This window comes from Pseudomonas sp. GW821-FHT05D12 (assembly GCF_059419825.1).
Genome location: NZ_JBWKSN010000002.1, coordinates 97131 through 109892, shown reverse-complemented (window position 1 = coordinate 109892; position 12762 = coordinate 97131). Strand labels below are relative to the sequence as shown.

General features: G+C 65.3%; 11 protein-coding genes. 7 read left to right on the top strand and 4 right to left on the bottom strand.

Going from position 1 to position 12762, the window contains the following annotated elements; genetic code table 11:
• Positions 1-146: 146 nt before the first annotated feature.
• Genes AC07SI_RS03405 through AC07SI_RS03390 form a run of 4 tightly spaced genes read right to left on the bottom strand, consistent with a single transcriptional unit; the run spans position 147 to position 4636 of the window.
• Positions 147-1694 (bottom strand): MFS transporter, encoded by a 1548-nt coding sequence (locus AC07SI_RS03405; protein WP_065908320.1) that lies wholly within the window; start codon positions 1692-1694, stop codon positions 147-149.
• Positions 1695-1707: 13 nt separating this feature from the next.
• Positions 1708-2925: a cytochrome P450 gene (locus AC07SI_RS03400; protein WP_495005097.1), complete on the bottom strand. Its 1218-nt coding sequence runs from the start codon at positions 2923-2925 to the stop codon at positions 1708-1710.
• Entirely contained in the window at positions 2925-3602 is a 678-nt protein-coding gene (locus AC07SI_RS03395; protein WP_262133495.1) for an HAD family hydrolase, read from the bottom strand. Before AC07SI_RS03395 ends, AC07SI_RS03400 begins: the two co-directional genes overlap by 1 nt.
• Entirely contained in the window at positions 3599-4636 is a 1038-nt protein-coding gene (locus AC07SI_RS03390; protein WP_177410334.1) for a ScbA/BarX family gamma-butyrolactone biosynthesis protein, read from the bottom strand. Before AC07SI_RS03390 ends, AC07SI_RS03395 begins: the two co-directional genes overlap by 4 nt.
• 285 nt (positions 4637-4921) lie before the next feature.
• Between AC07SI_RS03390 and AC07SI_RS03385 the strand changes: the two genes are divergently transcribed.
• Genes AC07SI_RS03385 through AC07SI_RS03355 form a run of 7 tightly spaced genes read left to right on the top strand, consistent with a single transcriptional unit; the run spans position 4922 to position 12754 of the window.
• Entirely contained in the window at positions 4922-7615 is a 2694-nt protein-coding gene (locus AC07SI_RS03385; RefSeq protein ID WP_201144626.1) for a TonB-dependent receptor, read from the top strand.
• A 19-nt stretch (positions 7616-7634) separates the two neighbouring features.
• The gene (locus tag AC07SI_RS03380; protein ID WP_065908315.1) at positions 7635-8294 is read left to right on the top strand and encodes a class II aldolase/adducin family protein; all 660 of its coding nucleotides are present in this window, start codon (positions 7635-7637) and stop codon (positions 8292-8294) included.
• Positions 8291-9109: a transporter substrate-binding domain-containing protein gene (locus tag AC07SI_RS03375; protein ID WP_495005096.1), complete on the top strand. Its 819-nt coding sequence runs from the start codon at positions 8291-8293 to the stop codon at positions 9107-9109. The genes AC07SI_RS03380 and AC07SI_RS03375 overlap by 4 nt, the downstream gene beginning before the upstream one ends.
• Positions 9102-9845: an amino acid ABC transporter permease gene (locus tag AC07SI_RS03370; protein ID WP_065908311.1), complete on the top strand. Its 744-nt coding sequence runs from the start codon at positions 9102-9104 to the stop codon at positions 9843-9845. Before AC07SI_RS03375 ends, AC07SI_RS03370 begins: the two co-directional genes overlap by 8 nt.
• On the top strand, positions 9835-10512 hold the full coding sequence (locus AC07SI_RS03365) for an amino acid ABC transporter permease (RefSeq protein ID WP_495005095.1): 678 nt from the start codon (positions 9835-9837) through the stop codon (positions 10510-10512). The genes AC07SI_RS03370 and AC07SI_RS03365 overlap by 11 nt, the downstream gene beginning before the upstream one ends.
• Positions 10509-11723, top strand: coding sequence for a cystathionine beta-lyase (gene metC, locus AC07SI_RS03360; RefSeq protein WP_495005094.1), 1215 nt, complete (start codon positions 10509-10511; stop codon positions 11721-11723). Before AC07SI_RS03365 ends, metC begins: the two co-directional genes overlap by 4 nt.
• The gene (locus AC07SI_RS03355) at positions 11720-12754 is read left to right on the top strand and encodes an ABC transporter substrate-binding protein (RefSeq protein WP_495005093.1); all 1035 of its coding nucleotides are present in this window, start codon (positions 11720-11722) and stop codon (positions 12752-12754) included. The genes metC and AC07SI_RS03355 overlap by 4 nt, the downstream gene beginning before the upstream one ends.
• Positions 12755-12762: the final 8 nt, after the last annotated feature.

Below are 12762 nucleotides of genomic sequence, written 5' to 3'. Positions count from 1 at the left end.
CAGGTGAATCCAGTTTGCCCCAGTGGGCATCACCAGATAAAAGAATAAAAAAAGCCATCAAACTGCATTTTTTGCATAACCCTGGATAAACTTCCAGGCACGTAAAGTCACCGCCCGCAACCATCGCGGGCAGTGTGAAACTGCGCTTACTGAGCGGCCAGTTGCGCCTCGCTGCGTTCCTGTTCACGCAGTGGCCGTACCAGCCAGGTCACCACCACCGTCAACACCAGCAGGATCAGCGCCAACACCCACAGCACGCCGTGGAAGGCACTGTCATAGCCGCCGATAAACAGGCTGTGCACGGTGCCGGCCTGCTCTGTGCCCAGCGCCTGCAGCGAACCGGTCAGGTTGCCGGCGGCTACCTCGTCGATCCAGCGTTGCAGGGTGCCGGGGTCCGGTGCCAGGCGGCTCAAGGTGGCGCGCAATTGGCTGTCGAGCAAGGTCGCCAGGAGCGAGCCGTACAGGGCCACGGCAATCGCCTCACTGCCCAGGCGGAACGTGTTGAGCAACCCGGCGGCCATCCCGGCCTTTTGCTCCGGGACGGTCTTCAGTGCCAGCCCATCCACCAGCCCCGCCGACAGGCCCATGCCGATGCCCACCAGCAGCAAGGGCAGCGCCAATTGCCACAGCGCCACACCCACCTGGCTGACCAGCGCCAGCGCGACCACGCCGACCAGTAAGGCAATCAGGCTGGCCTTGAGGATGCCAATCGCCGACACCCCGCGCGCCGCCCACTTGCCGGCCAGGATCGGGCAAAACAGCATCGGTACCGTGAGCAGCAACATCGCCAGGCCGGCGTGGGTCGCGCTCAGTTGCAGCACGCCGAACAGGTAGCTTGGCAGGTAGGTCAGCAACGTCACGAAGCCGAATGACGCGGCGACCGTCACCAGCGCCAGGCCGACAAAGGGCCCGCGCGCCAGCAGCGACAGGTCGAGCATCGGCTGGCGATGACGCCGCTCCTGCCAGGTGAATACCGCCAGCAACACCGCCGCCACAGCCACCAGGCCGAGGACGCCCTGGCTGCTCCAGCCCCATTGCGAGCCCTGCACGATGGCAACCATCAGCGCCAGCAACGCCAGCACGAACAGCGTCGCCCCCGGCACATCGAAGCGCGCGGTGCGCTCCGCCAATGCCCCGTCGCGGGTAATCAGCGGGCTCCCCAACAGCACAATCACCAAGGTCACCGCATGCGCCCAGAAAATCGCGCGCCAGCCGACACTGTCCAGCAACAGGCCGGACAGGGTCGGCCCCAGGCTGACGCCCAGCCCCGCCACCGTGCCGAACAGGGCAAATGCGCGCAGCCGCGCCGGGCCGCTGAAGTGGGTGGACAAAATAGCGATGCCGCAGGAGAAAATCGCCGCCGCGCCGATGCCCGCCAGCCCCCGTGCCGCGTCCAGCAGCCAGGCACTCTCGGCCACCGCAGACAGCACCGAAGCGACCACGTACAGCGATGCACCGGCGACGAAGCAGCGCTTGCGCCCGAGCCGATCCGCCAGCGCGCCCCAGGCCAGGGTAAAGCAGGCGAACGCCAGGTTGAAGGCGTTGACCACCCATTGCAGGCTGGTCAGCGGTGCCTGGATATCCGCGCCGATGGCCGGCAGCGCGAGGGCCGTGCCGGAAATGGAACTGGGCACGACAAATATCGCCAGCAGAATGATGCTCAGTAGCGCCGTATCGGCAAAGGTCGTTTTCATGGGTCCTTCCAGGTCAGGTTGAAGTAAAGCCGAGCACCGGTAAACGGGCCGGACGGCGCAGGATGATGCCGTCGATCCAGGGCACCTGGTCCGCCGGCACCGCCAGGCGCAGGTTGGGAAAGCGTTGCACGAGGATCTGCAACACCGTGGTGATTTCCAGCCGGGCGAGTGCCGCGCCCATGCAGTTGTGCATGCCATAGCCGAACTGCAAATGCCGCGCGCCCTTGCGGTCCAGGCGAATCGCCAGCGGCTCGGGGAATGCCGCCGGATCGCGGTTGGCGGCAAACGCATCGGCGTAGATGATGCTGCCCTCGGGGATCAACCCCCACGGCCCTTCCAGGTCGACACTGGCCAGGCGCGGAAAGGTCGAGATGGTGCCCAGCGGGATCAGCCGCAGCAATTCTTCGACGGCCTCCGGAATCAGCCTCGGGTCCTCCACCAATTGCTGCCACAGCTGGGGCGCAGCCAGCAAGGTGTACACCGACTTGGTCAGCACAGTGAGGATGTTCTGGTCGCCGCCGATCAACACGCCGAGCAGGATGCCCACCAGTTCCTTGTCGTTGAGCGGCGGTTCGCTGTCGGCACGGCTGGCGACGAAACGCTGGATCAACCCATCGGGATAGGTTGGCCGCGCGCCGGTGACCAGGTCGGTCAGGTAGTTGTAGACGCCCCAGAACTGGTTCAGCAGCTCCGGCACATCCGCGTCCGACGCCACCTGCACGGTATGGCTGAGGGGTCGGTAGTACTCCCGGTCGCTCAAAGGAATGCCGAGCAACTGGCAATCCACCGTCGCGGGAATGTGGTCGAGCACTTGGGCAAACAGGTCGGCACCGGGCGCCTGGCGCTGCAGCACATCCAGGCGTTCGTGGGTGGTTTGCTCGACCTTCTCACGCAGCACCGCCACGCCGCTCGGGCTGAAGTCGCGCGCGACCACTTTGCGCAGGCGGCCGTGGTCGGGAATGTCATTGTTGAGCAGCAGTTCTGGCGGCGTAATGGTCGGCAAAAAGCTCGCGCCGTCTTCTTCGTTGCACGGTGCACGAATCGCGCGGTTATCCAGCAACAGCGCCTGCACGTGTTCATAACGGGTCAGGTGAAAGGCCAGGTGGCCGCTGGGCAGCAGGATCCTCGGCAGACCATTGGCGGGGCTGGCAGGTTGATAAGCCGGCGGCGCATCCAGGTGCGGGATGCGCCCCACGGTCACTTCAGGTGTGGCGGTCACGGCGATATTCATCAGGCAGGCTCCACGGCAGGTTGCAACAGGCTCACACCGGTGACGCGCTGCAGTTGCGCGAGGGCCTGGTGGTTGTCGGTGAAGTGCAGCACTTGCCAGCCCAACGCTGCAGCGGCGTGAATATTTTCCGCCACGTCATCGATCAACAGGCTGTGCTGCGGCGCCACGCCCGAACGTGCGGTGGCCACCTCAAAAAACGCCGTGTCCGGCTTGCGGGTGCGCTCCTGGCTGGAGTCGACGATCAGGTCCACGACCTCATCCAGGCCGACCATCGCGCGCCAATGCAGCGACCACTCGACCACGTTGTTGGTGAGGATACCGACGCGAAAACCGCTACGTTTCAACGCGCGCACGGCGGCCACCAGTGGCGCATTCGCGGGCACCCCGGCGAACCATTGCTCGCCGAAGCCTTGCAGGCGCGCACGCGACAGGTCGATCTGCGGATCGCGGCGACGCAGCGCCTGCTCCAGCCGTGCGCCCCACTCGCGCTCGGTCAGCAAGGCGTTCTCGACCGGTGCGAGCATTGGCACGCCCAACTCGTCCGCCACGTCGCTCATGGCCTGCTGCAACACGCGCGGGGCCAGGCCGGTCTTGAGCTGGTACTGCTCGAACAATGCCGGGATCGGCGGCGACAGCACGCCGCCGAAATCGAACCAGATAAACTCCGGCGCGCTCATCGCACACCCCCTGCCACCAGGGCCAAGGGCTGGCTGGCCGCCACCGGCAGCAACTCCAGCTCGGCGGTGGCAATCACCACGCCGTCCTGCTCGACATCCAGCGCGAGGGTGATCTGGCCGTGTTCATCACGGGACAAGGAGGCGAGATCTGCACGCACCCGCGTCGGCAGACCGAACTCGCCGAACCGCGTGAACACCACATGGCAGCGCGACAGCAACAGTTGCTCGGGGGCGACCTGCAGTTGCCGGTCAGCCGCCACCAGCGCGACCTGGCGAAAGCCTTCGAGCAACAGCATGCCGGGGATATGATCCAGCGGATGGTCGAAGATCGCCGGGTTGTTGAGGTCGACAATCAGCGGCGCGACCAGGCTCTCGGCACCCTGCTCCAAGTCCCGGCCGAGCACCACGTTATTCAACCAGTGGCGCCCCACCGCCGAAGGGCTCAAGGGCGGCGGCAGTTGTGCCAATGGGTCGGCGTCCAACGGAATGGCCGCCAGGCCACGGGCACGCATCTTGTTCCAGGCCGCGCCGCTCATCCAGCGAATGCTCATGCGTTCGTGGCGCGCGGCGACTTCGCCATTGATGCTCAGCGACATGTTGAGGGTGACGCCGCTGCGCTCGCCATGGCGCAGGTATTCATCCACGACATACACGTCGATCGAGGCTGACGCCGGGCGATCGCCGACCACCAGCAAATGCCGTTCGGTCACGCGAGTGACACTGTCCAGGTAAATAAACTTGTCCTGGGCATTCACTTGCAGAAACGCGTGAGAGATATAAATCGACGCCTGCCGGAACACTTCAAGCAATAACAACATGTCGTAGTGCGCGGCACGGTGCGTATGTTCACTGAAGTAACTGTGGGTGCGCGGTAATTGCGCACTGCAGCGAAAGTGTCCGTCCTTGATGCGTTCGGCGCCGGTCAGGAATACTTCGCTGACGGCGGCACGGTGCACCATGCTGCGCGGAACGGTGTTTTCGCAATGCAGGCTCGGCACCGAGCCAAGCGGGTTCAAAACTGATACGTCAGACATGGGCATCTGTCTCCTGATGAGCTTTTCCGTAAGCGTGCAGACCGCCGTACATGTTCACATCGGTGAACTTTGTATGCTGTGCGCGGACAACCCGATCTGGCTGTCAGTACCCTTGTGCGAATACTCCCTTATATTTTCAGTGCGCACTTAGATCAGTTTGATCGAAGCTTATACGCACAACAAAATCATCTAGACACCCAACTAATCGTTCTAACTTAGTGGTGAAAATCCGCCCGCGAAGTTGCTCAAGGTCGTAAAGAACATCACGACCCGGAGCAGATTTGCATGTTGAAAACAGGATTCACCCTGGCGCCGCTGGCCTGCGCATTGGCCCTCGGCGGGCTGACGCTGCCGACCCTGGCGTTGGCTCAAAACGAGGCGACGTCGGTACAGACGGTGATTGATTTCAATATCCCCGCAGGGCCGCTGGATGAGGTGCTGCTGAGCATCTCCCAGCAAAGCGGCCATCCGATTGCGTTTGACCCGCCGCTGGTAGAAGGCCGCGCCAGCCGCTCGATCCAGGGCCGCTTGAGCCAGGAACAGGCGCTGGGCATTGCCTTGAGCGGCTCCCAGTTGGGCTTCAGCCAGACCGCCAGCGGTGCGGTGTTGATCCACCGACTGGCCAGCACCGCCGCCCCCGCTGCCGCCATCAACAGCGAGCCGCAGGCACCGCGATTGAAATCGGTCGAAGTGATCGGCACCCGCCGCAGCGACGTCACCGCCCTGCAAAGCGCGGCGCCGGTGGATGTGATCAGCAGCGAACAGCTGGAACGCGCCGGCACCGATAACCTCGCCAAGGCCCTGGAAACCCTGGTGCCGTCGGTGAACTACCCGCAAGTCAACGGCACCGATGGCGTGTCGTCACAGCGGCCGGTGTCGTTGCGCGGGCTGGCGGCCGACCAGGTGCTGGTGCTGGTCAATGGCAAGCGTCGGCATGCCTCGGCCTTCGTCAACACCAAGGCTACCCTGGGCCGTGGCTCCCAGGCGGTTGACCTGTCGACGATTCCGGTCAGCGCGGTCGACCATATCGAAGTGCTGCGCGACGGCGCCTCGGCGCAGTACGGCTCGGACGCGATTGCCGGGGTGATCAACATCGTGCTCAAGGAGCAGGACCACGGCGGCGCGGTGCAGAGCACTTTTGGCCAGTACACCAAGGGCGATGGCTTTCGTCGCTCGGTAGGCGGCTGGACCGGCTTCACCTTGCCTGGCGACGGTTTCCTGACCCTCAGCGGCGAAGGCCTGCGCAGCGAGCGCACCTCCACCGGCGGCACCGATGGCCGGCAGTTCTACCCCACCGGCGATGCCCGCGAAGCGGATGCCGACCGTCACTGGCGCTACGGTTCCCCGGGCCTTGAGGACTGGAACCTGGCGCTGAACAGCGGCCTGTCACTCAACGACGCAGTCGACCTGTACGGCTTTGCCACCTACCAGGACCGCACCGGTGAATCCCAGGCGACTTTTCGCCGCCCCATCGACCCCAACAACCTGGTGGCCGTGTACCCCAATGGTTTCCTGCCACTGCTGGATGTGCGCTCGCGGGATGCCTCGGTCACCGGCGGCGTGAAGATCCGCGATGAACAGCTCGGCAGCTTCGACCTCAGCGCCAACTACGGGCGCAACCGCATCGACTATCACCTCAGCGATTCGCTCAATGCCAGCCTCGGCCCCGCCAGCCCGACGAGCTTCAACGCCGGGGCGCTGGTGAATGAGCAGACCAACGTCGGCCTTGATCACGTCAAGGAATTCAAGGTCGGCTGGGGCGCCGGCCCCCTGGTGTTTTCCAGTGGCCTGGCCTGGCGCAACGAGTCCTATGAAGTGATCGCCGGCGACCTCGCCTCCTGGACCCATGGCACGGCCCTGCCCGCCCGCGCGGGTGGCGCCCAGGGTTTCCCTGGCACCCAGGACAGCGACGAAGGCCGCTATGCCCGCCACGTGTTCGGCGGCTACCTGGGCCTGGAGCAGCAGGTCACCGAAAAGCTGCAACTGGGCCTGGCCGGACGCAGCGAGCACTACGACGATTTCGGCACCACCACGACCGGCAAGTTTTCCGCGCGTTATGACTTCACCCCGCAATGGGGCCTGCGCTCGACCCTGAGCAGCGGCTACCGTGCGCCGACCCTCGGGCAGATCGGCACCTCGGCGACCCAGACCGAATTCAAGGCCGGCGACCCGACCGCCTACCAGGTCGGCACCGTCAGCGTGAACACGCCCGTGGCGCGGGCCTTGGGCGCAACTGACCTGAAGCCGGAAAAATCCACCAGCCTGTCCCTCGGCGTGGTCTGGCAACCGATTGAGCGCGCCAGCGTCAGCGTCGATGCGTACCACATCCGCATCAAGGACCGCATCGCCCTGTCGGAAACCCTCAGCGGCACCCAGGTCAGCCAGATTCTCGCCAACCAAGGCTACGGCAATTACTCCGGGGTGAGCTTTTTCACCAATGCACTGGACACCAAGACCAGCGGCGTCGACGTCGCCGCCCACTATCGCCTGGACCTGGCCGATGCCAGCCAGTTGACCCTCAACGGCGCCTTCAACTACAGCAAGACCCAGGTCACCGACATCAAGGACAACCCCGGCCCGCTGGCTGGCACCGGCATCACCCTGATCAATCGTGAAGCCTTGAGCTACGTGGAAAGCGCCTCGCCCAACAGCAAGCTGATCCTCGGTGCCGACTGGCGCAAGGGGGCCTGGCAGGCAAGCTGGAACACCATTCGCTACGGCACCTACACCCTCGATTCCAACCTCGGCGAAGCCCGCGACCAGACCTTTTCGGCGCAATGGGTGAGCAACGCCAGCGTGTCCTACGACATCAGCCAGGCACTCACCCTGACCCTGGGCGGCAACAATATTTTCGACAGCTACCCGGACAAGATCGACGTCGCCAACCGCTTTGTCGGCGGGCGCGTGGCCTACCAGAGCATCTCGCCGGCTGGTGCCGAAGGCGCCTTCTACTACGTGAAAGCCGACTACCGCTTCTGACCCTCACAAGGAGTTCCCGATGAGCTTTGATCCTGTGCGTTTTACCCAAGTATTCGAACACGAATTTGCCCTGGCCAAGCAGTTGCTGATCAAGCACCAGGCGCTGTCGAGCAACGAGGCAGGCAACATCAGCCTGCGCATTCCCGGCGAGGAGCGGCTGGTGATCGCCTCGCTCAGCGGCGCCGACAGTGGCGTGGCGGCCATCGTCGATTTCGACCTGCGCCACAGCCAGGGCAGCCTCACCGACAACCTCCAGGAAGTTGCCGCGCTGCATGTGGCGATCTACCGCGAGCGCCCGCAAGTCAATGCGGTGATCCACACCCACTCGCCGTACCTCACCGCCTTCGCCATCGCCGGGCGCCCACTGCGTGCCCACGCCGCACAGCTGCTGGGGATCCTGGCGGAAGATGAGGAAATCCCGCTGACCGCCTGGGGCCCGCGTTACGCGCCGGAGCCGGTGGTCGCGGCGCTGCGTGAGCATCCCCACGCGCCGGCGGCGTTGCTGGCCAATCATGGGCCGTTTGCCTGGTCGGAGCGTGATGTGCTCGCGGCGACGCGCTTGCTGGTGAACCTTGAAGAAGCCGCCTACCTGACCTTCCTGGCCCAGCAACTCGGCACGCCGCAGCCCTTCCCCAGCGGCGCGGCGCAGCGTTCGCGGCTGGGCTGGAGTGCGACATGAGCCGGACGGTCGCCGCCCTTGCGCTCCTGGCAGTGTTCGCCGTGCCCGCCCATGCCGAGCCCCTGCTGGAACGTGCGCAATCGCGCGGCACGCTGAACGTCTGCACCAGTGACGAATTCCCGCCGTTCAAGACCCTGGACGCCCAAGGCAAACCCGCCGGCTTGATCATGGACCTGATCGTCGACCTGCAACAGCAGCTGTCCGCCAAGGTCGGCCAGCCGCTGAAGCTGCAACTGGTGCAGGTCAACCCGTTGAACCGTTTGCTGTTCCTCGACCAGGGGCGTTGCGAAGTGCTGGTCACTTCGTTGCTCGACACCCCGGCGCGGCGACGTGAAGTGGACTTTGCCAGCCCGGGTTTCTACAGCTCGGCCGCCACGGTATTCGCGCCGAAAAGCACCGCCGTGCCGGACTGGCAAAGCCTGCGCGGCAAAACCCTGTGCGCGCCTGCCACCAGTGTGTGGGTACGCCCCTTTGAAAGCCGCTATGGCGTGCAATTCGCCTCGTTCAACGGCACCGCCGAAGTGCGCAAGGCCGTTGCCGACAGCCGTTGCCTCGGGGCGATGGGTGACGATGCGTTGTACAGCGCCCTGGCGCGCCAGCCGGAATGGGCCGATTACGAAGTCAAGTTGCCAGGCCAGGACCCGGCGCCCTGGGGCATCGCCCTGCGCAAGGGCCAGCCGGCGCTGCTGGCGGCCGTGTCGGGCATCGTCGAAGGCTGGCATGCCCACGGCGTGATCATCGACCTGGAACAGCGTTACGGCCTGGCCCCCAATGCCTGGGTCGCGCAGCAGCATGCACGGGCCAGCCATGAGTGAAATCAATCTGCGCCTATGGCTGGAACAGCATGGGCTGTCGCTGAGCATCCTGTGGGACCCGATGGACCGCCAGCGCTTCCTGCTCGGTCTGGGGCTGACCCTGTTGTTGTCGGTGGCAAGTATCGCGCTGTCGCTGGTCATGGGGATTCTCGGCGCCGCCGGCCTGGGTTCGCGCCGCCCGCTGTGGCGTCACCTGAGCGCGGCGTACATCGCGTTGTTTCGCAATACGCCGCTGTTGGTGCAGCTGTTCTTTTTCTACTTTGGCGTCGGCGCATTGTTGCCGCTGGTGGACGGCGCCAGTGTGCGCCTGCTCAATGGCACGCAGTGGGCAATCATCGTGATTGCCCTGCACAGCGGCGCATTCCAGGCCGAAAACCTGCGCGCCGGCATCGACGCGGTGCCGCGCGCCACCCTCGACGCGGCCGCCGCCCTGGGCCTGCACGGGCGCACGGTATTGCGCCACATCGTGCTGCCGCTGGCCCTGCGCAACAGCCTGCCGGCGATGGGCAATACGGTGGTGCAAACCATCAAGTCGACCTCGATCGCCTACGCGATTGCGGTGCCGGAACTGCTCTATGCGAGCAACCGGATCTGGTCGGACAACTTCAACGTCGCGGAAATGATGCAGGTACTGCTGCTGGTCTGGCTGCTGTTGATCGGCCTCAGCAGTTGGCTGCTGCGCCGCCTCGAAGACCATCTGCGCCTGCCTGGCCAGGAGCTGCCCGATGCCGCCTGAATCGAGCCTTTTCCAACTGCTGTGGCAGTGGGCACCGGCCCTGCTGCAAGGCTTTGGCCTGAACATCCTGATGGGCATCACCGCGATGCTGGTGGCGACGCTCGGCGGTGTGGCGCTCGGCAGCCTGCAGGTCAGCGCCCACCCCGGCCTGCGGCGTGGCGCCGGGCATCTGAGCCGCTTGCTGCGCAACCTGCCGTGGCTGGTGGTGATGTTCTACGTGGCCTACCTGCTGCCCTATGAAGTGCAGTGGGCCGGGCGTTGGTGGCAACTGCCGGACTGGCTCAAGGTCGCGTTGGGCCTGGCCATGCCTGCCATCGGCTACGTCTCGGAGATCGTGCGCGGCGCCGTGCGTGCAGTGCCGACCGGCCAATGGGAAGCCGCCCAGGCCCTGGGCATGCGCCACGGCCAGGCGCTGCGTAACGTGATCATCCCGCAGACACTGCCGAGCCTGGTGGCGCCGTGGATGAACCTGTATTGCGCGGTGACCATGTCCACCTCCCTCGCCAACCTGCTGGGGGTGGAAGAGTTGATGACCACCGTGCAGTCGCACCTCTCGACCCAGCTGCGCAACGACCTGCTGCTGCCCGCCTACGGCTTGGTGTTCATCGCGTTCTTTATCTACATCTACCCCCTTTCACGCTGGGCCAAGCGGCTGGAACGCGCATGAGCCCCTCCTGGAGTACGCCCCCCTTGCGCGACGATACCCGCCTGACTCACCTGGGCCGCGATCCGGCCAACCACGCCGGCACCGTCAACACCCCGGTGTACCGCAGCTCGACCTTTATCTGGCCCGACACCGGCACTCTCGAAAACCACCTGCAACAGGCCGACGACCCGCACTATCGCGGGCACATCTACGGCCGTAACGGCAACCCCACCACCGCCGCCTTCGAAGACGCCGTGGCACAGCTGGAAGGCGGCTTTCGCGGGCTGATCATGCCCAGTGGGCTGGCGGCGATTGTCGGCGCGGTGCTGGCAGTGGCGCGGGCTGGCGACCATATCCTGGTGACCGACAACTGCTACTGGCATGCCCGCCAGGTGTTTGACCAGGTACTGCCGCGCTACGGCATCCAGGCCACCTATTTCGCGCCGATGCTCGGTGCCGACATCGCCGGTTTGCTGCGCCCCAACACCCGCCTGGTCTACGCCGAAGCACCCGGTTCCAGCACCTTTGAAGTGCAGGACATTCCCGCCCTCGCAGAAGCCGCGCATGCCCACGGCGCGCTGCTGATGCTCGACAATACCTGGGCCACGCCGCTGTTCTTCAAGGCGTTCGAGCACGGCGTGGACATCTCGATCCATGCCGCCACCAAGTACCTGGTAGGCCACAGCGACGCCATGCTCGGCGTGATCGTCACCACCGAAACGCTGTACGCGTCAGTGCGCGAAACCGTGCGCCAGCTCGGCTATATCGCCAGCGCCGACGATGCCTACCTGGGCCTGCGCGGCCTGCGCACCCTGGGTGTACGCCTGCGTCAGCACCAGCGTTCGGCACTGGCGGTCGCGCAGTGGTTGCAGCAGCGCACCGAAGTCGCCCAGGTGCTGCACCCGGCCTTGCCCGAGGCCACGGGGCACGCGTTATTCAAGCGCGACTTTCTCGGCTCCACCGGGCTCTTCGGCGTGGTGCTCAAGCCCGTCTACGCGCCCCAGGCCAAGGCCTTTCTGGAAAGCCTGCAGCTGTTCGCCATGGGCGCCAGCTGGGGCGGTTTCGAAAGCCTGATCCGCCCGCAACAACGCCACCCTTCCGCGCACATCGAACCCGGCGTGTTGCTGCGCCTGCATGTGGGCCTTGAAGCGGTCGAGGACTTGATCGCCGACCTGCAACAAGGCCTGGAACGCCTGAGTGTCACCCCACCTGCCTCGAGGAATCTGTCATGAGCCATACACTGCCCACCCACTACAGCATTTGCCCGTTGTTGGTCGCGTCGAACATCGCCGTGGAATTCGGCTGGCTGGATGAGGAATACCAGCGCGTCGGCGCCGACGCCATCTATCTGCGCTCACTGCCGGAAAACCTGGGCTGGTTGCCGCACTTCACCCACGGCGAATCGCGGTTGATTCGCGACGGCGGTGCCGTGCCGGCCTTGTGGGCGCGCGCCGACCAGGCCGACACGCTCCTGGTCGCCACCACCGCCACGCAGCGCGCCGGGCAGATTCTGGTGCGTGCCGAGGGCCGCATCCGCCAGGTCGCCGACCTGTTCGGCAAGCGCATCGGGGTGCCGGTCAGCCGCAACAAAGCGCGGGTCGATGTGCTCAAGGCCCTGGCCGAACACGGCTTGTTCAATGCCCTGCAACTGGCGGGGCTGGAACCGTCGCAGGTGCGGCTGATCGAGCTTGAGGACGAAGGTGATCCGCAGACATTGCAGCCGGCGATCCGGCCTTCGGCGTTCTGGTCGCAACTGCATGGGTTGCATGGCAAGCCTGGGCATGAGGTCCAGGCGCTGGCCGAAGGGCGTGTGGACGCGGTGCATGTGGCCGCCGGGCACGTGCCGGCGCTGTTGGCCAGCGGCGAATTCACGGTGATCGAGGACCTGGAACGCTACCCGGACTGGACCTTGAAAAACCACAACGGCCCCTACGCCACCACCGTCAACCGCGCGTTTGCCGAAGAACACCCCGAGGTGGTCGTGGCATTCCTGCGCGCTGCAATCCGCGCCGGCCACTGGATCAACCAGCACCGCGATGCCGCCGCCGAGCTGTTCACGCGGGTGACCTTCCTGCCGGATGCCGGGTTTATCCGCCGCGCCATCGCCGAGCTGGATTTCGTGCCGCAACTGGCCGCGCAGAACCTCGCCGCCCTGGAGCTGAAAAAGGACTTCCTGGTGCAACGCGGTTTCCTGCAGAACGACTTCAGCGTGCACGAGTGGGCCCAGCCCGAGTTTCTCGCCCAGGCCCACGCCGGTTTTTGACGCCACCT

Bases quoted from the DNA above. Each gene is read 5' to 3' on its own strand.
- AC07SI_RS03365 (WP_495005095.1), top strand. From the start codon at position 9,835: ATGCCGCCTGAATCGAGCCTTTTCCAACTGCTGTGGCAGTGGGCACCG.
- AC07SI_RS03390 (WP_177410334.1), bottom strand. From the start codon at position 4,636: ATGTCTGACGTATCAGTTTTGAACCCGCTTGGCTCGGTGCCGAGCCTG.
- AC07SI_RS03380 (WP_065908315.1), top strand. From the start codon at position 7,635: ATGAGCTTTGATCCTGTGCGTTTTACCCAAGTATTCGAACACGAATTT.
- AC07SI_RS03370 (WP_065908311.1), top strand. From the start codon at position 9,102: ATGAGTGAAATCAATCTGCGCCTATGGCTGGAACAGCATGGGCTGTCG.
- AC07SI_RS03355 (WP_495005093.1), top strand. From the start codon at position 11,720: ATGAGCCATACACTGCCCACCCACTACAGCATTTGCCCGTTGTTGGTC.
- AC07SI_RS03375 (WP_495005096.1), top strand. From the start codon at position 8,291: ATGAGCCGGACGGTCGCCGCCCTTGCGCTCCTGGCAGTGTTCGCCGTG.
- AC07SI_RS03400 (WP_495005097.1), bottom strand. From the start codon at position 2,925: ATGAATATCGCCGTGACCGCCACACCTGAAGTGACCGTGGGGCGCATC.
- metC (WP_495005094.1), top strand. From the start codon at position 10,509: ATGAGCCCCTCCTGGAGTACGCCCCCCTTGCGCGACGATACCCGCCTG.
- AC07SI_RS03385 (WP_201144626.1), top strand. From the start codon at position 4,922: ATGTTGAAAACAGGATTCACCCTGGCGCCGCTGGCCTGCGCATTGGCC.
- AC07SI_RS03405 (WP_065908320.1), bottom strand. From the start codon at position 1,694: ATGAAAACGACCTTTGCCGATACGGCGCTACTGAGCATCATTCTGCTG.
- AC07SI_RS03395 (WP_262133495.1), bottom strand. From the start codon at position 3,602: ATGAGCGCGCCGGAGTTTATCTGGTTCGATTTCGGCGGCGTGCTGTCG.